This is a genomic window from Paenibacillus camerounensis (assembly GCF_000723885.1).
GTDB lineage: Bacteria > Bacillota > Bacilli > Paenibacillales > Paenibacillaceae > Paenibacillus_AQ > Paenibacillus_AQ camerounensis.
This window is the reverse complement of record NZ_CCDG010000054.1, coordinates 1-23,073: the sequence shown is the minus strand read 5'-3', so window position 1 is coordinate 23,073 and position 23,073 is coordinate 1. Positions and strand designations below refer to the sequence as shown.

15 protein-coding genes are annotated in these 23,073 nt (G+C 49.7%); all 15 read left to right on the top strand.

The annotated features are described in order from the left end of the window. The first annotated feature begins 155 nt into the window (after positions 1-155). The 15 genes from BN3772_RS20000 (at position 156) to BN3772_RS19930 (ending at position 22,968) form a co-directional block, all read left to right on the top strand. Positions 156-1,082 carry an ABC transporter permease gene (locus tag BN3772_RS20000; RefSeq protein WP_042201704.1) on the top strand — a complete coding sequence of 309 codons (927 nt, stop codon included), beginning with the start codon at positions 156-158 and terminating at the stop codon, positions 1,080-1,082. 17 nt (positions 1,083-1,099) lie between these two features. Beyond that, complete coding sequence (locus BN3772_RS19995) at positions 1,100-2,026, top strand: carbohydrate ABC transporter permease (protein WP_042175465.1); 927 nt, start codon at positions 1,100-1,102, stop codon at positions 2,024-2,026. Between the two features lie 65 nt (positions 2,027-2,091). Beyond that, positions 2,092-3,675, top strand: coding sequence for a DUF3502 domain-containing protein (locus BN3772_RS19990; protein ID WP_052380607.1), 1,584 nt, complete (start codon positions 2,092-2,094; stop codon positions 3,673-3,675). A 140-nt stretch (positions 3,676-3,815) separates the two neighbouring features. After that, positions 3,816-7,271 (top strand): glycosyl hydrolase 53 family protein, encoded by a 3,456-nt coding sequence (locus tag BN3772_RS19985; protein WP_086074674.1) that lies wholly within the window; start codon positions 3,816-3,818, stop codon positions 7,269-7,271. Between the two features lie 198 nt (positions 7,272-7,469). Further along, positions 7,470-9,320: a DUF2264 domain-containing protein gene (locus BN3772_RS19980; RefSeq protein WP_042201701.1), complete on the top strand. Its 1,851-nt coding sequence runs from the start codon at positions 7,470-7,472 to the stop codon at positions 9,318-9,320. 103 nt (positions 9,321-9,423) lie between these two features. After that, on the top strand, positions 9,424-11,028 hold the full coding sequence (locus BN3772_RS19975) for a helix-turn-helix domain-containing protein (protein WP_244444802.1): 1,605 nt from the start codon (positions 9,424-9,426) through the stop codon (positions 11,026-11,028). Beyond that, complete coding sequence (locus tag BN3772_RS19970; protein WP_042201699.1) at positions 11,025-12,824, top strand: cache domain-containing sensor histidine kinase; 1,800 nt, start codon at positions 11,025-11,027, stop codon at positions 12,822-12,824. The genes BN3772_RS19975 and BN3772_RS19970 overlap by 4 nt, the downstream gene beginning before the upstream one ends. Before the next feature lie 47 nt (positions 12,825-12,871). Beyond that, positions 12,872-14,452: an ABC transporter substrate-binding protein gene (locus BN3772_RS19965; protein WP_042201696.1), complete on the top strand. Its 1,581-nt coding sequence runs from the start codon at positions 12,872-12,874 to the stop codon at positions 14,450-14,452. 104 nt (positions 14,453-14,556) lie between these two features. Then, the gene (locus tag BN3772_RS19960; protein WP_086074673.1) at positions 14,557-16,074 is read left to right on the top strand and encodes a family 43 glycosylhydrolase; all 1,518 of its coding nucleotides are present in this window, start codon (positions 14,557-14,559) and stop codon (positions 16,072-16,074) included. Positions 16,075-16,319: 245 nt separating this feature from the next. After that, positions 16,320-17,240, top strand: coding sequence for an ABC transporter permease (locus tag BN3772_RS19955; RefSeq protein ID WP_042201749.1), 921 nt, complete (start codon positions 16,320-16,322; stop codon positions 17,238-17,240). Positions 17,241-17,262: 22 nt separating this feature from the next. After that, positions 17,263-18,168 carry a carbohydrate ABC transporter permease gene (locus BN3772_RS19950; RefSeq protein ID WP_244444801.1) on the top strand — a complete coding sequence of 302 codons (906 nt, stop codon included), beginning with the start codon at positions 17,263-17,265 and terminating at the stop codon, positions 18,166-18,168. A 62-nt stretch (positions 18,169-18,230) separates the two neighbouring features. Next, a complete protein-coding gene (locus BN3772_RS19945; RefSeq protein ID WP_244444800.1) occupies positions 18,231-19,844 on the top strand; it encodes an extracellular solute-binding protein in 1,614 nt (537 codons plus the stop codon). Between the two features lie 12 nt (positions 19,845-19,856). Next, positions 19,857-20,807: an aldose epimerase family protein gene (locus BN3772_RS19940; protein WP_042201694.1), complete on the top strand. Its 951-nt coding sequence runs from the start codon at positions 19,857-19,859 to the stop codon at positions 20,805-20,807. A gap of 130 nt (positions 20,808-20,937) precedes the next feature. Next, a complete protein-coding gene (locus tag BN3772_RS19935; protein ID WP_042201693.1) occupies positions 20,938-21,771 on the top strand; it encodes an AraC family transcriptional regulator in 834 nt (277 codons plus the stop codon). A gap of 90 nt (positions 21,772-21,861) precedes the next feature. Beyond that, positions 21,862-22,968: a glycoside hydrolase family 88/105 protein gene (locus tag BN3772_RS19930; protein ID WP_042201691.1), complete on the top strand. Its 1,107-nt coding sequence runs from the start codon at positions 21,862-21,864 to the stop codon at positions 22,966-22,968. Positions 22,969-23,073: the final 105 nt, after the last annotated feature.

The following is a 23,073-nucleotide window of genomic DNA, read 5'->3' as shown; positions in this document are numbered from 1 at the left end:
CGTCCTGGGCAGCGTTTTTTGTCTTTCGGGGTATACTTTTTCTAAATTATCGTTGGAAAAGTATTAGTATTTGTTGGCCTGCTCAATCCACAAGCCTGAAACGCATCTTTATAATAATGACATAGAGATATTGAGTAGTGGAGAGGGGATTGGAGATGAAACAGAACAAATATGGATTCTGGCATAAGGTTAGAAAGAATAGAGCCTTGCTGCTTATGCTAACTCCGGCAGTCTTGTTCTTCCTGGTATTCGCCTACGTGCCAATGGCCGGGATTGTACTTGCGTTCAAGCAGTACAACTATAGCGGAGGTATATTTCACAGCCCATGGAACGGGCTGGATAACTTCAGATTTTTCTTCGGGTCCGGTGACGCCTGGCGTGTAACCCGGAACACAGCACTGTATAATATTGCTTTTATTATCATCAATAATGTGCTGCAGATTTTTGCCGGTATCCTGTTATTTGAGGTTGCAGGGAAATGGTTCCGGAAAATTACACAAACGATACTGTTCCTGCCATACTTCATTTCCTGGGTAGTGGTTGGAGCGATTGCCTATAATTTGTTTAACTTTGATGTGGGTACACTTAACGTACTGCTGAAAGGGCTTGGCATGCAGCCTATTGATATCTATAATACTGCATCCTACTGGCCATTTATCCTGATTGTGGTCTCTGCCTGGAAGGCGCTGGGTTATGGTACGATCATGTATCTTGCCGCCATTACAAGCATTGATACTGAAATGTATGAAGCAGCACAGATTGACGGTGCGAACATCTTCCAGCGTATCATGAAAATTACCGTTCCGAATCTGATTCCAACTGTAATCATTCTGGTGCTTCTGGCGATAGGGAACATCTTCCGCGGAGACTTCGGTATGTTCTATAACATGGTGGGGAATAACGGTCTGCTCTTCTCCAATACTGATGTTATTGATACGTTCGTATTCCGCTCCCTGACCACATCCAATGAGATCGGGATGTCCGCTGCAGCCGGTTTCTATCAATCCCTGCTGGGCTTCGCGACCATTATGTTCGCCAATTACGCCGTTCGCAAATACGATAAAGACCGTGCTCTATTCTAAACAAAGGAGGCAGCTTAATGAGTTCAACTACTGTAAACGGCGATATGAAAAAAGTGCGCAAGCATGCTGATATCGATAAAATAACCCTGTCCATCATTGGATATGTTACACTAACCATTCTTGCAATATTCTGCATCGTGCCGTTCCTGCTTGTCATTTCCGCTTCGCTTAGTGATGAGAGTTCCATTATTGAGAAGGGATTCCAGATCATTCCGTCAACCTTCTCTACTGAAGCCTACAGGCTGCTCTTTGAATTCCCCGGTGAAATGCTCCGTGCATATGGCGTGACCATTTCTGTCACTTTGATTGGTACTATAATCGGATTATTCCTGACTGCCATGACTGCCTATGTGCTGTCCCGGAGAGATTTTGAATGGCGGAACCGCTTCTCATTCTATTTCTTCTTCACTACCCTGTTCAGCGGCGGCTTAGTGCCTTCTTACCTGCTGATCATCAACTTCCTGCAGCTCAAGGACACGCTGCTGGTCTTGATTCTGCCGATGCTGATGAATGTATTCTATATTATCGTCATGAAATCGTTCATGAGCAGCATCCCAGATGCGATCACGGAATCCGCTAAAATTGACGGAGCCGGCGACTTCCGCATTTTCATGCAGCTGATTATTCCTTTATCTAAGCCTGCACTTGCTACAATTGGCCTATTCATTGCCCTGGCTTACTGGAATGACTGGTATAACGCGCTGCTCTACATTTCCAAGTCCGAATTAATGCCGCTTCAGTACTATCTATATAAAATGCTGGGCAATATGGACGGTATGCGTAAAGCAATGATGTCTTCTGGTGCGGTTGTGAATTCGGATCTGCCTACGGAGAGCTTGAAGATGGCTATGACGATTGTAGCTACAGGCCCGATTCTGCTTGCTTATCCGTTCATCCAGAAATATTTTGTACAAGGCCTCACCATTGGTGCTGTCAAAGGATAATTCCGGGGTCACCCGGTTATCAATATATTTTTCAAATCACAACTTCCTGAGGGGGAATACATGTCATGATGAACAAGAAAAAGAAACTCACTGTCACATTGGCAACAATGATGACACTCGGAACAATACTAAGTGCATGTGGAGGCGGCAATAATGCCGCTAACACAGCTGGAGAAGCAACGAATGGCGGCGGAAATGCTGCTAATTCGGCTGCTGACTCCGGTGCTCCTGATACGTCCAAAGAAGTTAAGCTCAAAATGATCCTGGTCGGCGGGCAGCCGGGTGATTATGATAAGGTATTCGGTGAGCTGAATACTAAATTGAAAGAAAAAATCAATGCTACTGTAGAAACAGAGTTTCTTGACTGGTCCGACTGGACGCAGAAATACCCGCTGAAATTTGCCGCCAATGAGGATTTCGACCTCGTGTACACGGCTAACTGGGCTTTCTATAACGATCAGGCACTTAAAGGCGGCTTCCTGGAGCTGACAGAGGACATGCTGTCCAAGTATATGCCGCAGACCTGGGCAAACATGCCAAAGGTTAACTGGGAGCAGGCTAAGGTAGACGGTAAGATCTTTATGGTTCCAAACAACAATGTTGAGGTTACCGATAAAGTAGTGTTATACCGTGAAGATCTGCGCAAGAAATACAATCTTCCGGAAATCAACAGTCCTGAGACTTATGCTAATTACTTGAAAACGGTTGCTAAGGATGAACAAGCTGTAACAGCTTTCGGAGCAAAACCTGCTGATGGCTGGAAGTTCCATGAACTGGATCAGCTGCTGCTGGAACAGAACAACGACTTCAACCTGGTAGATGCCAACCTGATGCCTTTGGCTTACAAGCTTGACGATGCATCTGGCCAAATCTTTAACATCTATGATACGCCTGAGTTCACTGAATTGCTCAAATACTACAAAGATCTGGCTGACAATGGTGCATGGTCGAAAAACGTAGTCAGCAACAAAAACGATGTATGGCAGGATGTTAAGGCGGGCAAGATTTCCTCCTACGCCCACAATCTGGGTACTGTTGCCGCCAACCTTACTGAAATGCGCCGTGATAAACCTGATGTAGAGCTGGCAATTGCAGATCTGACACCTGACAAAAAGAAAATTGCTGCAATCGCAACACAGAACGGTATGTCCATTCATGCAACTGCGAAGAATCCGGAACGTGCTCTGATGCTGATTGATTTGCTGCAGAATGATAAAGAAATTCATGACTTGACTATGTACGGTATCGCTGGTACTCACTACAATCCGGAAGGTGACGATAAGTTCACTGCAGGACCGGCAGCAGCTAACTACACAGGCTTCTCGAACTGGGGCTGGAATTCCCCGCTGAACCGTCAGGATGCAGCTTACCCTAAGGAAGCTGACGATATGTTCAATGACTGGCAGGCTAACGTCTTCCACTTCCCGCTGGAAACCTTTGTCTTCGATACGGCAAATGTAAAAAATGAAGTAGCTAATATCGGTAATGTAATGCTGCGTTATGCGATTCCATTGGAATACGGCTTGATTGATGATCTTGAAAAAGGTCAGGCAGATCTGATCAAACAGCTGAAATCGGCTGGTATTGATAAAGTTCAGGCTGAAGTGCAGTCTCAGGTAGATGCCTTCCTGGCTGCTCAAGGACAATAATCAGATTAATGTTAAAGGGCTGCTCCAAAGCTTGACTTTGGAACAGCCCTTACATACAAACAGGATCAGGCCCCGCTATCGTATAGCCGGTCAGTCTGCTTCATGAACTGCTGCTTATCATATTATTGGGAGGTTGTTATGTGAAGAACAGCAAAAGAATTATGGCTATCATTCTACTCATCTCAATGGCACTATCAAGCTTATTTACCGGCTTGCCAGGTAAAGCAGAGGCTTCAGCTGCTCCTGGGTCCTTCTCCAAAGGCGCTGACGTCAGCTGGCTGCCGCAATTAGAGGCACTTGGATATAAATTCTATAACGACAACGGGGAAGAACAGGATCTGCTGCTTATTTTAAAGGATCATGGCATTGATTCCATCCGGATCAGAGCCTGGGTTAATCCTTCGGATGATCCGTCCAACGGGCATAATAGTACAGAAGAGGTTGTTGCTTTAGCTTCTCGTGTAAGCGCTCTCGGATTTCGGGTGATGATTGATTTCCACTATAGCGACAGCTGGGCGGACCCGGGGAAGCAGGTCACTCCTGCGGCATGGGCTGACGCAGATCTGGAGCAGCTGAAAGTCCATGTATCCGAATATACTACCGGTGTTATGAAAGCGCTACAAGATGCGGGTGTTACCCCGAAGTGGGTGCAGATCGGCAACGAGATCAATAACGGTATGCTGCATCCGCTGGGCAGCTACAGTAATATAACCAATCTGGTTCAGCTGCTTCAGGCCGGCTCAAGTGCAGCCAAAGCCGTTTTTCCTGATATCAAGGTGATTATTCACCGGGCAAACGGAGCGGAGGCGGGTGTTGACTCATATTATGCCGGTCTTGTAGCGGCCGGTCTTAAGGATAGCGATTACGATATCATCGGGTTATCTTATTATCCTGAAGCTACCTTTACCTCCTCCATAGATGAATTAAGCGAGAATATGAATAAGCTTGAACAGAATTACGGCAAGGAAGTTATGATTGTCGAAGTTGGAGGGAATGTCTCCGAGGATGTTGACAGCGTTCACAACATGCTTGTCGCTGTACAGGATAAACTGCATAATGTACCAAACCAGAGAGGAACCGGCATATTCTACTGGGAGCCTACAGGGATCATGTTCGATTATCCGTTATCCGCATGGAATAAAGACGGCAGCCCGACCATTGCTATGGATGCTTTTATTGATGGAGCCGCCGCAATTAACCGTTATCCGGTTCAATCCATTACCCTTGATCAGCCTGAAACGGTGATTGAGGTTGGCGGGAACGGGGCATTAACGCCAATCTTCACACCAGAGAATGCAACCTACAAGGGCGTAAAATTCACCAGCTCCCAGCCTGACATTGTTAAAGTCGATCTTTACAAGGGAACGCTCTCCGGGATCTCTGCCGGAACAGCAACCGTAACAGCGGTTACCTATGACGGCGGATTTACGGCTGCCAGCGAGGTTACGGTTATTCCAAGCACAAGCCTGATTCAGAACCCCGGGTTCGAGGACGGTCTGAACTCGTGGACCCTTACCGGTGATGAAAAGGCGGTAACCATCGAAAATGATGTGTATACCGGTTCTTCGGCCTTACACTATTACAGTCCAACACCGGCTGAATTCAAGATCTCCCAGACCCTCACCGGGCTGGAAAACGGAACGTATACTTTATCAGCCTGGGTCTCCGGCGGCGGAGGTGAAGAGATTTCGGAGATTTTTGCCGGAGATGCTGTGCAGAGCTTCACGAATACCGGATGGAAGGAATGGAGCAACCCTGCTATTAAGGATATTGAGGTTACAGACGGTACGCTGACTGTCGGAGCCCATTATAAGCTCGCCGACGGACAATGGGGCAACCTTGATCATTTTGAGCTGAAAGAGAAGGATAATACGGAGTACATTTCGATTACTAATCCAAGCTTTGAAATGGTTAAGGATGACGGTACACCTGAAGGCTGGACCCTTCCTGATACTTCAGCGCTGACTGAAGGCACTGGTTATACGGGTGAAAAGTCGCTTGGATTCTGGAAGGAAACCGCGTTTACCTTTGAAGCCTATCAGGAGCTCACCGGTTTAACAAACGGGACCTACAAGCTGTCTGCCTGGTCGCAGGGCGCAGGAGATGAAATCAATAATGAGCTGTACGCTGCGGCAGGCGGTCAGACGCCATTAACAGCAGGCTTTGCGAATAAGGGCTGGAACAAGTGGAACCAGGCGGTTGTAGACAACATTAAAGTCACCGATGGAACAATGAAAATAGGGGTTTCCCTGGATGCAAAAGCCGGGAACTGGGGCTCTTATGATGATTTTGTTCTGATTAAAATCAGTGATGAGCCGGGAACAAATCCGGGCACAGATCCGGGAATGCCAGGCACATCGCCGGATGCTCAGGTTCCCCCAGTCAGCACTCCGGCAGCAGAGCCGGTTGCTTCTGTTGCAGACAATACCAATGTATACAGTCTCACTATCCAAGCGGCAGCAAATGCTGACAAAGAAGGGCTGACAGCCAAGCTGGATACTAATGTAATAAACAGTCTGCTGCAAAAAGTTAAAGCGTCTCAGGCAGCCGGTCAAAAAACGGCAATTGAAATCAAGCTTGATGGTCCAGCGAACGGGCAAATTGTTCAATTAGCTGTTCCAAAGGAAGCGCTCAAGCTGCTGGCGGATCATCCGGAAACAGCATTCAGGCTGAATAACGGCGGAGCTGCAATTACCTTTGACCATCAATCAGTTCTGGCTATTAGCAGTGCAGCAGCAGATACCGTAATCAGCGTTAACAGGCTCGCTGCAGCAGGCTTCCCGCAAAATGTACAGAGCGTAATCGGGGATAATTCCGTATACGGCTTCACTGTAAAGGCAGCCAATACTGATATCACACAATTTAACGGCGGCAAGGTGACAATCAGTCTGCCATATGCTCCGCGTGCGGGTGAACAGACTAACGCAATTGTTGCCTACTATATTGATCAGGCAGGAAGCCTGACCCCGGTCAGAGGCGGTTATGAGGCTTTGACAGGTACGGTGAAGCTTCAGACAAGCCATTTATCACAATATGCTGCCGGATACAATGCAGTGACCTTCAGTGATGTCAGCTCAGGGCAATGGTACAGTGATGCAGTCGGTTATATGGCTGCGAGAGGCATTGTATACGGGATAGGCGGACATGCGTTTGCCCCTGAGAGTGACGTAACACGAGCTGATTTCCTCATGATGATTATGAAAGCTTACGGAATTGAAGCAGACATGACCGGGGCAGTTCCTTTTGCGGATGCGGCCAATAAATACTATTCCGGCTATGTAAGTACTGCGCGGCAGCTGGGATTGGTATCCGGTACCGGGGATAACCGGTTTGAACCGGAAGCAGCTATAACCCGGCAGGACATGTCCGTTATTTTCTACAATATTCTGAAGCAGCTTAATGAGCTGTCCGCCGGGGAGACCGGCCAGAGCTATGATAGCTTTGCAGATACAGCCGCTGTATCCGGTTATGCACAAGCTGCCATGAAAGCATTGGTGGAGGCCGGATTGCTGAACGGCGACGGAGCCCAATTGGCTCCTGCCGGCTATGCTACCCGGGCGCAGGCGGCACAAATCGTATACAATGCGATTAAATAAGCGGCAGATGGTTTAAGCCGTATATTAAATGTAAGCTGAATTATCCAGCCATCCGGGCCTAATGCGCCGGATGGTTCTTTTATGTGTAATTTTTCAACAAAACTTTGTAGGAATTTTAAGGTTCGTGCAACGCTCGTCCAGTACAATCGAGATAACGCGGTTTGAACATAACAGATGAAGAAGGGGAGAACAATAATCATGAAGCAGCCGGTTAGAAGCAACGCCTTAGAGACAAAAGAGGATTTGCAGACAGCATTCAGGCAATTGACGGACCCGCTTAAAGGAATGTACAGCTCAGGCGGGGCACGCCTGGAAATCAGGGGGGCCGGAGCCGGGCATGCTGAAGAAATAGCCGATATGGAGGGCTTTTCCCGTATACTGTGGGGGCTGGCTCCGTATCTGGCAGGCGGAGGGGAAGCACTGGAGCTGAACCAGATTTATCAGCAGGGGCTAATTAACGGGACAAATCCTGAACATGAGGAATACTGGGGCGAGGCAGGTGATTATGATCAGCGTCTTGTTGAAATGGCAGCGATGGGCTTATCCCTGTGTCTTATACCAGAGGTCATCTGGGAGCCGCTGGATGCCGGAGAGCGCCGGAATGTATATAACTGGCTGAATCAGATTAATGTACATCCTTGCCATGACTGCAATTGGCTGTTTTTTCAGGTGATGGTTAACCTGGGCTTCCGCCGGGTCGGACAGCCTTATGATAAGGAGCAGATGGAACGGAATTTACAGCGTTTCGACCAGTTCTATCTCGGTAACGGCTGGTACAGTGATGGAATTGACGGACATAGTGATTACTACGGCCCGTTTGCCATTCATTTTTACTCGCTGATCTATCTGAAGCTGATGGAAACCGAGGACCCGGAGCGCTGCAGCCGGTATAAGGAGCGGGCATTGCTGTTTGCCGGGGATTTTGTGAACTGGTTTGATTCTGACGGCTCAGCCTTGCCTTACGGGAGAAGCTTATCGTACCGCTTTGCACAGTCCGCCTTCTGGAGTGCCTTCGCTTACGCCGGCTTGAGTACAGACACGCTGACCCCCGGTGCAGTAAAGGGACTTATCCTGCGCAATCTCCGCTGGTGGTTAGCTCAGCCTATTTTTGACAGCGCCGGTGTGCTTACTGTGGGTTATGCCTATCCCAATCTGGTAATGGCAGAAAATTATAATGCTCCAGGCTCGCCGTACTGGGCATTTAAAACCTTTCTTGTACTGGCACTCGCGGAGGATTCAGCCTTTTGGACGGCAGCAGAAGAGGACATGCCGCAAGGGCCCGCTCTAACTGTCCAGTCAGAGCCTCATTTGGTAGTGTGCCGGGATGAGTCAGGGCATGTGGCGGCGTTCAACAGCGGACATTTATCGACCAACGCACATACGAATACTCCGGCAAAATATGAAAAATTCGTCTACTCAACCCGGTTCGGCTTCAGTGTACCCAGAGCGGAATGGGGACTTGAACAGGCGGCAGCAGATTCCATGCTGGCATTAAGTGAGCGGGATCAGCTGTTCCGGGTCCGGCGGCAAAATGAAGAAACGAAGATTTCCGGCAATGTGCTGTATGCGAAATGGCGCCTGTGGCCTGATGTAGAGGTCCGGACCTGGATCGTGGCAGGACTCCCTTGGCATGTACGCATACACCGGATCGAGACCGGCCGGCCTCTTACCGCCGCTGAAGGCGGTTATTCCATAGAATCGAAGCCGGATCAGCAGATAGAGAGAACCGGCAAACCGGGAGTGTCGGTCAAGAATGCACTAGGCGAAAGCGGTATTTACGGTCTGGGAGGATATGAAAAGGGTCAGCTGGTATATGTGAATGTGAATACCAATCTGTTATATCCCCGTACGGTCCTGCCGACACTGATGACTGATCTGGAGCCGGGGAGCCATCTGCTGGTATCGGCGGTCTGCGGAGCCCCTGCGGGCAGCCTTGACGTTCCGCCGCTGGAAGAAGCCTTGAGCGGGCTGGGTATCAGTTGTACTGCGCAAGGCGTTTCCATAATTCGTGAGGGCTTCAAGAGTATAATAATAGATTCTGTTCAGTAAACAATAATCAAAGGAAATCATATCTTTTCAAAGTATCCACAGCAGCCCAAATGTAATATAATACTAGCCTAGCTCATAGTTTTGTGTGCTCAGGGAGGTCTATATGATCAGGCTGTTAGTTGTAGAGGATGAAAATAGAACCCGGGAGCTGCTGCTGAATTACATCCCCTGGGAAGAGCTTGGGATCGGCGAGGCCCGGACCGCACGTAATGGCCTTGCCGCGCTTGAGCTGACTTCAGCTTGGACACCGGACATTATTCTTTGTGATGTAAGGATGCCTAAGCTTAACGGCATTGAATTCAGCAAGAGATACAGGGAGAAGAATCCGCGCTGTAAGATCATTTTTCTGAGCGGCTTCTCGGATAAGGAATACTTGAAATCAGCCATATTTTTGAAAGCGTTAACATATCTGGAAAAGCCGATTATTCTTGAAGAGGTACAGGCGGCGGTTGAAGCAGCAGTCCAGCTGTGTGCAGAGGAGCAGAGGAAACATAATGAGGAGCTTCAGCTTCAGGCTGAAGTCGACAGAAGCCTGCCCTTTCTAAGACAGGAGATGGTCCGTAAGCTGATTACAAGCCCGGACTCTCCCCATGTCAGACCGGCGCTGGGCAGCAGTGAAACCTTCCTGTTACCGCTTCAAGGTCCTTATACGGTGCTGGCCGCAGAGCTGTACTGGAATCCTGCTGACCTCCCGGAGGACCCGCTTCCGGTACAGGATTCGCTGCTGGATGCCATTAACCGCGAGCCGCAGCTGCTGGCTTGGCGTGCCATAGGAGGCTTTGATTCCGGTAACCATCTGGTGCTTATTGTCCCCGGGGTATACCGCAGCTCCTACCGGGAAGGAAGGGACACTGCGGAGAATCTGGGGGATGCGCTGCTGCGGCTTGCCGGACCCGCAATAGAACTGAAGATTGGCGTCGGCGAGCCGGCAGCTTCCCTGTTGGATATTCCCGCTGCGTACAAGCTGGCTGCAGATGCATGCACGCTGCAATACTACTATAATCAGACCAAGCTTGTCTTTGCGGATGCACTGGGCAGGCACGAGCCGCTTGATACGAACCGGGAAGAAGTCCGCCTGATGCGCGGGCAGGTGCAAAAAGGAGAGATCGAAGCTGCAAAGGCCACTTTGCGCCGGTGGACACAATATGCCGGTTCCCGGATAGATCTGGATATTCTGCGGTTAAAGGACTCATACTTTCAATTTCTGCTTACCATTCTTGAATGTGCTGCCCAGTTAGGGGTTGCCGAGCCGGCGGAGGACGCAGAGCGGAGATATATGTGGAAGGAGCTTGACCGCGTATCAAGTCTTGCGGGACTGGAGCGGTATGTTCTGACTTTTTTGGAGCTGCTGCAGGAGCAGCCGGACGGTGAGCAGACAGCAGGTGCGGGAAAGATGCGTGAGATTATCCGGTTCATCCACTCCCATCTTCATGAAAAAGGGTTTACAATCAGGTCAATTGCCGACCATGTTCAATTAAGCGAGACCTACTTATGCGCTTTCTTTAAGAAGCAGCGAGGTCAGACCGTCAAGGAATTCATCACCGAAACCAGAATGAACAAAGCAAGAGAACGGCTGCGTGAGCCTAATGTGAAGCTGCTTGAGATAGCGCTGGACCTCGGATTTACAGACGCCAATTACTTCACTACCTTTTTCAAGCGCTGTGAAGGCTGTACACCGAGTGAATACAGGGAGCGTGCCATGAAATGAAGAAGAGATTCCGGTTCACTAATCTCAGCATCCGCTACAAGCTTTTTACAACCTATCTGCTCGTTATTGCAATCCCGTTCCTGCTGCTCCTGTTCATTCATTTAAATCTCACCCGGCAGGAGAACAAGGAAGCGGCAGTTCATTCCTCGCGTAAAATGCTCGACGAAACCAAATCCTATCTTGAATACAAGTCACAGGCTATTAATGAGGTGCTTAATTTTATTGCCTTCAACTCGCTGCTGCAGACCAGTGTCTCGGCTGACCCGCAGCAGTTCGAAGATGTTAACCATTGGCATATGGAGGCGCTGCGGCTATCCCGGCTCGTCAATCAGTTCCGGTATAATGAAGACATTATCTCCATTCAGGTCTATATGAAAGACGGACTAGCCGGCGCCACAGAAAATTCGGATTTTCTGAATATGAGAAACTACATGCGGACGCCATGGCTACTTCGTTTCGCAGCTGCAAAAGCCGCATTTACGTGGGTTCCCTCTACTGAAATAGATGCAGATTCAGGCAGTGCCGAGCTGTCCATTCTGCGCAAAATCCCTAATGCCAATAATATAAGAGAATTTGACGGCATTGTCCGTGCGAGAGTCCAGGGGGATGCGATGCAGTCTGTTCTGGATCATGCCATTTTAACCCCGGGGACCTCAGCGCTTTTGTTCAATGAACAGGGACAAATAATCAGCCGGGCTGATTCAGGCCGCAGTCTGGATTATCCGGTTCTGGAGATCGGCGGGCTGCTCTCAGCCGGAGAGGAAACGGGCTATTATGACGAGAATTATTCTTTTAACGGACAACGCCATATCCTGGGGTTACAGCATATACCCAATACATCGATGACAGTCGCGCTGTTAGTGCCTTACAAGGATATTCTGGAGTCTAGCATCAAAGCGCGCAACCGGATCATCTCGATCTTTCTTCTGGTCATTCCGCTGATGCTTCCGATTTCTTTTTTTGTATCAGCTTCAGCAACCCGGCGGATCAGGCAGCTGATCCTGCATGTCCGTAAGGTTAAAAACGGCAAATTTCAGCTGGCTCCGCTTCCGGCGAGTGAAGATGAAATCGGTGAGCTTACCCGTAATTTCAATATGATGGTCAACAATATGACCGGCTTGATGGAAGAGACGTATTCGCTCGGCAGGGAAGTAAAGAACAAAGAATTAAACGCGCTGCAGGCGCAGATCAATCCGCATTTCCTGTACAATACGCTTGATTTGATCAATGTAATGGCCATAGAATCAGGTTCCCGGGAGATCAAGCGTGTCGTAGATGAGCTTGCCGTATTTTATAAGCTCAGTCTAAGTAACGGTAAGGAGTATGTGACACTGGAAAGTGAACTGCAGCATATTGAGGCTTATGTACGGATTCAGAATATGCGTTTTGGTAACGGAATTGTGCTGGAGCTTGAAGTACCGCGTGAGCTGTTTGACTGCGAGCTGCCCAAAATTGTCCTCCAGCCTCTGGTTGAGAATGCCATTCTTCACGGAATTATGGAAAAGGAGGATGAAGCGGGTAAGATCAGAGTTACTGCGGCAGCCGACAAAGGTGATGTTATTATTGAATTAATAGATGATGGAATAGGAATGGAAGCGTCAGCCCTGGCCACAATTTTCCTGGAGAAAAGCGGCGGGGTGAGCAAGGGCGGAGGCTACGGGGTGCGCAATATTGAAGAGCGGCTGAAACTGTCTTACGGAATATCGTACGGAATTACATTTGCGAGTACTCCGGGAGCTGGGACCCGTGTGTCGATGCGTGTTCCAGACCGCAGAACAGGAGCCTCTTCCGCATAAAATACGATACCAAGATTACAGAGTGTTACAGCATGGGGGGGACATAATTGAGGAGGGTCATATTTGGCTGTATATCGGTGCTGATACTGGCAGCCGTTGTGCTGTTCTGGCAGTCTGTTGTATCCAGGAAGGTTGATATGCCGGCAGGGGACAACACCCTGGATTCAGCTTCAGGCAATACGGACAAGAATGAGGTGAAGCTGACCGGATATTTGATCGGTGAAGCACCGGAAGGATTGCCGGAGGTCCTGCGTGCACTTAATGACAAGTTGAAGCAGGATATCAATGCCACACTGGAGCTGAATTACATCGCCTGGGACGAGCTTGCCTCCAAGTATTCTTTGCTGCTTGAATCCGGAGAGAATATTGATTTCATATTTGCTGCCGACTGGTCCTTTTACACTACTGAAGCGGCAAGAGGAGCTTTTATGCCGCTTAGTAAGGAGCTTCTCCGCACCTATATGCCGCGTCATATGGCGCTAATGCCGGATGAGGCATGGCAGGCGACGCTTGTGAACGGGCAGTCCTTCATTATTCCTACGGCTGTACAGGAACGAAAGATCAATCTGGCATTATTCCGCAAGGATGTAATGGCAAAGGCCGGGCTCAGTACAATTACAGCCTTTTCGGAGATTGAACCTTATCTGGCCGCAATCAAAAAAAGCTATCCGGACATGATCCCGCTTAACCTGGATTCGCACTTTGACCTTTCAACGCCTTACGGCTATTTAATGGCGGAACAGATAGGCTGGCCTGGGGCTCCTTTTGATTCCGGTGATCCGTCCGCGCAGGGCATAGCCGGCGATATGGACAGTACCTCAAGCGAATTATGGTCTATGGTCGAGGAGCCGATGCTCAGTGTCCAAAAAAAGACAGCGCATATGATGAAGGACTGGTACGACAAAGGGTACGTGAACCGAAATCCTTTTGCCAATCAGGTGCGGTCCAAACAGAATTTCTGTTACGGTAAATCAGGTATAGCCTTCGGTAACTCGAATGACCTTGCACAAGTATTTACGCTTTGTAAGGAGAAAGGAATTGAGGTGTATCCGTTCCTGATGCTATATCCCTCCGGTACAACCAGCCAATCCTCGTGGCTTAATAACGGGGTTTCCATAAGTGCGAACTCCAGGCATCCCGAGCGTGCGCTGCAGGCGCTTGATCTGATTATGCAGGAGCCCTCCTATGCTTATTTGGCTTACTATGGAATAGAAGGCCGGAATTATAACATTCTGAGCGACGGCAGGATCGGTCTGCCGGAAGGGGTGAGCGCCGAGAGTAATACCTATCCGCCTGATGCTTCGGGTTTCTGGTTTGTGAATAAAGAATTATTCCCGCCAATGGCGGAATGGACGGACAGCTACGTGGAGATGAGAAGCAGAATCGACGCTTATCTGAAGCCGGTGACTTATCTGGGCTTTCTGTTTAATTCAGGAAATGTTAAAACCGAAATTGCCAATCTGAAAAGCATCTCGATCGAGTACGCCCAGCCGATCTATATCGGTGCGGTGGAGGATGTGGATGCCGCCTTTACCAGACTCACCGGACAGCTGAAGGCAGCAGGCATCGACAAGGTGAAAGCTGAGGTAGAGCTGCAGGCGGCTGCCTTTTTGCGGGGGGAACATTAGGTTTTAAAAGAAAATCATAGCTTTACTTACTATTACATGGAATCGGCTTCCTTATATAATGGGTGCGAATCAGCATAATCCATTTCGAGGAAGGATGTATGTACATGAAAAAGGGCAGGCTGTTCATCATGTTTCAATGGGCATTGGTAGTTCTGGTTACCGCATTTGCCTTCGGGCCGCTTCCGGCCAAGGCTGCAGCCGGAACGATTACCAACGACGTATTCTGGAAGGATACGGCGGGCAATCCGATTTATTCGCAGGGAGGCAACATACTCAAAGTAGGCAATACGTATTACTGGTACGGCGTGAAATACAATGGGGCAGTTACCTACTACAACAATCCGAGCGGCAAAAATGGGGATACCAGCTTTGCGGCTGTTACCTGCTATTCCTCAACTGACCTTGTGAACTGGACGTTCCGCGGCAATGTCATTACAGCCGGTGCCGAAGGGACCACCTGGGACCCGGACTGGCTGGGCCGGCTGGGCGTTGTGTATAACACCAATACCCAAAAGTATGTGCTAATTACCCAGTATGCCGGGCCTGAGGGCAGCGGTGTGGCCTTTGCCACCAGCAGCACCCCTACCGGAACATTTGCCTTCCATCATGTCCAGACCTCCATCACCAATGTGGTTAACAATCTTCCCGGAGACCAGTCCACCTTTGTAGATGATAACGGAAAAGCGTACCTGGTCTTCAGCAACGCGAGCGGGCGGTCGCGGACCTATGTGTCAGAGCTGCGGACTTCCGACTATCTGAATATTGAACCGGCAACCCAGGTGTTTCAGAGCACGTCAGGGGGACGCGAAGGCAATGCAATGTTCAAATACAACGGCAGATATTACATCGCTTCCTCAGATTTGCACGGCTGGAATGCCTCTCATGCGTATGTCATTTCGTCTACAAGTATAACCGGACCTTACTCGGCAGAGTCCGTCATGGCCAATTCGGAAAAGGATTATTCGCATGTGTCACAGACCGGCTTTTTCATCCAGGTACAGGGAAGTTCCGGGACGACGATTCTGTTCGCAGGTGACCGCTGGAGCGATTTTGCCGGCAACGGGCTCGGCTATAACCAGTGGATGCCGTTGTCCTTTAACGGTACGGAGCCTGTGCTGAACTCGCTGAGCAAATTCAATCTGGACGCAGCAGCCGGTACCTGGAGTGTTGCCGCAGGGAACAACTACATTATGAATCCTAGCTACGAAGCTGACCGGATTACGCTCAATACATTAACCGGCTGGTCCAACTGGAAAAATACCACGGCTGATCCCAACTCCAACATTTCACCCGGACGTACTGGACGTTATTCAATGACCCAGTATAGTGATACCGCTTACAGTGCCAGCATGTACCAGAATGTATCCGGTCTGCCTAACGGCACCTATACCTTGAAAGCCTGGGTCAAGAGCGGCGGAGGCCAGCAGGTGGCCCAGATTTTTGTCAAAAATTATGGCGGGACTGAGAAAAATGCGGCGGTTAACAGTGTGATGAACAACTGGACCGAGATTACAATTCCCAATATTACAGTAACGAACGGCAGCGCACAGGTCGGCATATACAGTGTTGCGAATGCAGGCAACTGGCTGCGTGTGGACGACTGGTCGTTAACAAAAGACTGAATATTGTAAGTGAAGCAGCCGGCGGAGCGTGATACCGCCGGCTGCTTTTTTGCGTGCGGAATGCTTCATCACCTTAAGTTTTCGAAGGTTATCGTAGCTTTGGCCCGTTACTGGCGGAGGGGCTGCTCTTTTACAATAAAAGAGGAGAGAGGCTAACAGAAACTAGACGGAAGGTGATCAATGTGAACATGAAAACCCGGCCCAAATCAGGAGCGGGAACACTGGCGGCGCAAAGACCGGGGAGCATGCTGAAAGGCAGCTGGTTCAAGGATATCCGCTCCCATTGGGTGCTGTATCTGATGTTTGCTCCCATCGCAGTATATTTTATTATCTTTGCTTATATCCCGATGGCCGGCATTGTAATGGCGTTTCAGTCCTATACCGTAAAAGGCGGAATCTTTGGCAGTCCATGGGTAGGCCTGGATAACTTCAGCTATTTTTTCCAGTCAGGCAAAGCCTGGCTTGTAACACGGAACACGATTATTTACAATCTTGCTTTTTTAACCTGCTACACGGTTTTCTCAATTCTTGCAGCAGTCGTGATCTCGGAAATCAGGCAGAAATGGTTCAAGAAGCTGTCCCAGACCTTAATGTTTCTGCCGTATTTCATATCGTGGGTAACCGTGTCTGCCTTCGTCTATAACTTTCTGAATTATGAATACGGCATCGTTAACCGGATCTTCGGCTCCTTTCAGCTGGAAGCGATCGATATTTATTCGACGACCTGGTACTGGTATCTCATTCTTCCGTTCCTCTATGTATGGAAATGGGTCGGCTACGGCAGTGTGCTGTATCTGGCAGCCATCGTCGGAATCGACCAGGAAATCTATGAAGCAGCCACGATTGACGGTGCGACGAAATTCCAGAAAATAACGAAGATTACCCTGCCGCTGCTGAAGCCGACCATGATCATTCTGCTGCTGCTTGGACTGGGCCGGATTATGCGCGGTGAGTTCGATATGTTCTATCAGTTAATCGGAAACAACGGGCTGCTGATGGACGCTACAGATATTATTGATACGCTGGCCTTCCGCTCGCTGATGGGTACAGCCGATTTCGGAATGGCTTCCTCCGTCGGGTTCTACCAATCCGTGCTGACGCTGATTATTATCCTTGGCGCCAACTGGATGGTACGCAGATACGATAAAGACCAGGCCTTGTTCTAATCCTATTATCTTAAAAAAGCAGGTGATTACCATAGACAGCAACTCTGTTAACCCGAAGCTGAACTCAGCGCCGTTATTCACAGCCATTGCCTACACCGTCGTAGGGCTCATTGCACTAATCTGTGTCCTGCCGTTCATTGTGCTGGTCTCGGGAGCCTTTTCATCCGAAAGCGCAATTCTGCAGGAGGGCTACTGGTTCTGGCCCCGCGATTTCTCGCTTGAAGCGTTCAGCTATATTTTCCGTTATCCCGCGGACTTACTGAACGGTTATAAGGTCTCGATCATTGTTACGGTAGTTGGCACGGTGCTCTCGCTGTTTATCTCTATGATGGCCGCCTATGTCCTGTCCCGCAAGGATCTGAAGCACCGTAACGCCTTATCCTTCTTCCTGTTCTTTACAACACTGTTCAATGGGGGACTGGCTCCATACTACATCTGGATCAGCCGCAATCTTGATTTGACCAATACCTATGCTGTACTGATTCTCGCGCCGATGTTCAATGTGATGTACATCCTGATTCTGCGCAGCTTTATCCGCGGGTCTGTACCGGAGCCGCTGCTGGAGTCAGCCAAAATTGACGGAGCCGGAGACTTCCGGATTTTCCTGAAGATTGTGCTGCCGCTGACCAAGCCGGCGCTTGCTTCGATCGGCGTTTTTACAGCGCTGGCTTACTGGAATGACTGGTGGACCGCGATGATGTTCACGAACAAGGACCACTTGATTCCGCTGCAGTATCTGCTGTACAAGATGCTGTCTTCCATCAATCTTTCGGCTGCGATGTCCCAGCATGTGTCCAATCTGGATATGCCGAAGGAGACCTTCAAACTGGCGATGACTGTGATCGCGACCGGTCCGATTGTGCTGATCTTTCCGTTCGTGCAGAAGTATTTCGTAAGCGGTATCACGATTGGTGCCGTCAAGGGCTGATATAGGTTCCGCCAGACTGCGGAATGTATATAGATTCATTATCAGATACAAGGGAGGCCAGAATGATGACAAGGGTTAAAAGAAAAGGGCTATTGGTATGGAGTGCAGCCATGCTGCTGACTACCGTTCTTGCGGGTTGCGGCGGGAACAACAATAACAGTACGCAGAATGCGGCTACAGATGCTCCGGCGGGAGCGGCAGCCCATGCACCTGCGGCAGAAAGCGGCAAGCCGGATAACAGCAAGGAAGTGAAGCTGTCAGGCTTCTTGCTCGGTGAAGCGCCAAAGGGCATGCCTGAGGTTATGGAGGCGCTCAACGAGAAGCTGAAAAAGGATATTAATGCTACACTGGAGATTAACTATATCGGCTGGGGAGACGTGGCCTCCAAATATCCGCTGATCCTTGCTTCCGGCCAGGATGTAGACTTTGTATTCACAGCAGACTGGAACTTCTATGTTTCAGAGTCGAATAAGGGCTCGTTTCTTGAAGTAAACGAAGACATGATCAAGACTAATATGCCGAAATATCATGCCAATCAGGACCCGGCTGCCTACAAAGCAGCAGAGGTGAACGGCAAGCAGTATATGATTCCTACTACAACGCCGGACCGCAAGGTCAATGTGATTGTGCTGCGCAAGGATATTATGGATAAAGCCGGGCTTACGAATCCGACCCGCATCTCCGAGCTGACTCCGTACTTTGAAGCGGTGAAGCAAAATTATCCCGATATGATTCCGCTTAATCTGGATTCGCAATATGACCTGCCTACGCCGTTTGGGGCACTGGCCAGCGAAAAGTTTGCTTACCCTGGTGCGCCGCTTGATTCCGGTGATCCTTCTTCAGTCGGCCTGTTCACCGACAATGAGGACCCTGAAGGTAAAATCCTCAGCATTACGGACGAGCCTGTACAAAGCGCCTTTAAATATGCGGCGGATACGATGAAGCAATGGTACGATGCGGGCTATGTGAACAAGAACCCGTACTCCAATAAAGTCCGCTCCAAGGATAATTTCATTGAAGGCAAGGCCGGCGTTGCTTTCGGCAATTCAATCGACATCCAGGCCACTCTTGCCGCCGCAGCAGATAAAGGCATAGAAACCTACGTAATGCCTGTTCTCTCTCCGACAGGCCATGCTCCTACCAGCAGCTGGCTGAACAACGGCGTCGCCATCGCCGCCAACTCGGCTAATCCGGAGCGTGCCCTGCAGGCGCTTGACCTGATTATGCAGGATGAAGCCTATGTCTACCTGGCTTACTATGGAATCGAGGGCAAGAACTACGCCGTTACCGCAGACGGCAAGCTTACTCTGCCGGAAGGCATTACACCGGAGACGAATACCTACCCTGCGGATGCGGCCGGATTCTGGTTCGTCAACAAGGATTATTTTAAACCAAGCGTCTCGTGGACGGATTCCTACATTGAGCTAAACAATAAAATTAAAGACCTGCTTGCCCCGGCAACCTATCTCGGCTTCTCCTTCAATTCGGAGAAGGTGAAATCGGAAATCGCTAACCTGAAGAATGTCTCCTCCCAGTATTATCTGCCGATTACAATCGGATCGGTTAAGGATGTTGATGCAGCCTTTGCCACACTGAATGACAAGCTGAAAGCAGCGGGAATTGAAAAGGTGAGAGCGGAAGTGGAAGCCCAGACGAAGGCTTTTCTCGGCAAGTAAGGAAGCAGGCTGATGACACCGAACAATCCGCTTAATACTACCGCTTCGACTTATAAAGGCTTCAACTCTGTTGTGCTTGAAAGCGAAGAGATCAGGCTGGAAGCCGTACCGGAAATTGGCGGTAAGCTGGTTTCGATTGTGTACAAACCTGCCGGGAAGGAATGGCTGCTTGACTCCGGCTTGCGCGGGCTGCGGAAGCCGGAGTATGGTTCCTCCTTTGGGGAGGGGGATATGAGCGGCTGGGATGAGTGTTTTCCGACAATAAATAGCTGTCATTGGGATATAGGGGCGAAGGGCGTTATCCCTGATCATGGGGAAATATGGCCGCTTCCCTGGGATTGCAGGCTAAGTGCAGATTCAATTATCAGCTCTGTACGCGGACCCGCGGTTCCGTATTTGTTCACCAGAACCATTTCCTGTCCTTCCGCAGACACCATCCGGTTTGATTATCATGCCGACAATCCGGGTGACGAAACCTTGCCTTTTTTATGGGTGCCGCACCCGCAGTTTGCAGTCACTGAGCCGACACGGGTGGTTATTCCAGAGACCATGAAAGAGCTGTTGTGTGTGTACGGCGGGCTTGGTCTGAATACCGGCGGGCTTTACAATTGGGATCAGCTGTCACTGATTTCTCCGGCGGTGACCGGAGACGGCAGAAAGCTGTATTACCCGGGGAATATTCCCCAGGGCTGCTCCGGTTTATATGGTGAACATAGCGGTGACTTCCTGTGCCTGACGGTTCCGCCGGATAAAGTACCTTACTTGGGCATCTGGGTAGATGAAGGGATGTTTAATGACCGGGTAACCTGTGCGCTGGAGCCGGGCATCGGCTATTATGATTCGCTGGATATGGCAGTGCACAATGGAACAGCCCGGCTGATCCCGCCCCGTTCATCCTTTTCCTGGCATATGGAGCTGACGCTGGGCAACGGGCTGGACAATATGATGAAGCTTTTTAAGTAAACGCTGCTGTAAAGTCCCGGCCGGAGCCTTCCGGTCCGGGACTTTTTTGTGGTATTAAGCAAGCGCTTACGATAAGCTGTAAAGGAGATAGATCAGCTATCTGAGAGCCGTTCTAAAAGGAGAAACCCAAGTGAGTGATTTAAGATTCAGCAACAACGATGCAACCTTCGAGCTGACGCACCGTCAGGCGGAGTCCCATAACATGCCGGTATTTCATCTCCATCCGACATATGAAATCTATTATTTGCTGTCCGGAAAAAGAGAGTTTTTCATCCGTGACCGGACAATGGAGATACAAGAGGGGGATGTAATGATTGTGTCGCCTAATGTGCTTCACCGCACGACGAATGCGGCTGAGCCACAGCATGAGCGGCTGATCGTGAACATCCACAGGGACCTGATGCTGCCAAGCGGGGAAGGCGGCAAGGAGGTATTTGCTCCGCTGCTTGGGGCAGACTACCGGATCATCCGGTGCAGTATACAGGAGCGGCTGTATACCGATGAGCTGGCCAGAAGAATAATCGGCGAGGTTCAGCGCGGTGAGCCGGGGGTTGAGCTGTTTGTACTGACACTGGTTCAGCAGCTGATCCTGTTTAGCTGCCGCAGAATGACAGAGGACAACGAGGAGCCGGCTGAATACCCTAGCCCGATGCATGAGCGGATATCCGGTATAGTCCGGTATATCAACGAGCATTACATGGAGAAGCTGTCGCTGCAGCTGCTGGCAGAGCGTTTTTTCATCAGTCCGTATTATTTGAGCGGGTTCTTCAAAAAGGCGACTGGATTTACCTTTGTGGAATATGTGAACAGCGTACGGGTAAAGGAGTCCATCAGGCTTTTGGCTGACACCGGCTTGCCTGCTCATTTGATCGCGCGAAAGGTGGGTTTCGGCAGTGTGAGCCACTTCGGCAGGGTATTCCGGCAGGTGACCGGGAAGCCGCCGTTATTTTACCGCAAGATATAAGAAGGATTACGCCTTTTCCGCAAAAAATGCGCAGATCGCTGTGTTACTATCGGGTTGAGAATGAATTGAATCCGAGGAGGAGCACCGCTCATGACCGAGAAATCAGTACTAACCCCTATCGCCTGGGGAGAAAAAGCCTGTGAAGCGCTGATGCACAAATTTGAACCGGAGCAACTGCCGCCGCATTATTTTCACTATCATCAGGGCGTCTTCTTGTCCGGAATGGAAAAGATCTGGCAGCAGACCGGCGAGGATAAATACTTTGACTATATTAAACGCTGGGTGGACTCTCAGGTACAGCCGGACGGCAGCATTAAGGAGTTCCACCGGGAGCAGCTGGATGATATCCAGCCGGGTGTGCTGCTGTTCAACCTGTATAAGCAAACGTGGGATGAACGCTACAAGACAGCTCTGTTTACCCTGGTTCCTTTGCTGAAAGGCTGGAAGGTTAATGAAGAAGGCGGCTTTTGGCATAAAGACCGTTACCCCAACCAGATGTGGCTGGACGGGCTTTATATGGCAGGTCCGATTGCGGCTATGTTTGCTGAGGCTTTCAGCCAGCCGGAGTACATCGACATGATGACGTTCCAGGCGCTGCTTGTGCATGAGCATACCTATGATGCCCGGACCGGCCTGCTGTTCCACGGCTGGGATGCCAGTAAGCAGGCACCGTGGGCTGATCCGGTTACCGGGCAGGCGCCGGAGTTCTGGGGGCGTGCTATCGGCTGGTACCCTGTAGCGCTGCTGGAAATGTTCGAATATATGCCGGAGAATCATAAGGACAAGGCCCGGCTTGCAGAAATTACGAAGGAGCTGCTGATTGCCCTGACAAGGTTCCAGGACCCGGCAACGGGGTTATGGTATCAGGTGACAGATAAGACGGATCATCCAGATAACTGGCTGGAGAATTCCTGTACCGCCCTGTATGTACATGCGATTGCCAAGGCTGTCCGCTTCGGTTATCTGGACGAACGTTATATGGAATATGCCTGGAAGGGATATCAGGGCGTAATTGACAGCCTGAAGGTTGATGATGAGGGTTATGTGGTTATCGGCAACATCTGTATCGGAACCGGCATCGGCGGATATGCCCATTACATCGCCCGTCCCACCTGTGAGAATGATCTGCATGGCGTAGGCGGCTTTCTGCTGATGTGCGCGGAGATGAGCCTGGCTAAAACTAAGAGTGTAAACTAATTTGTTCATAAAATAATAGTATTAAAAAAACTACTGATACTCATCAGTAGTTTTTTTGAAATATAAGAATGTATATGTTTTACGCTATCCATAATCCTTATATTT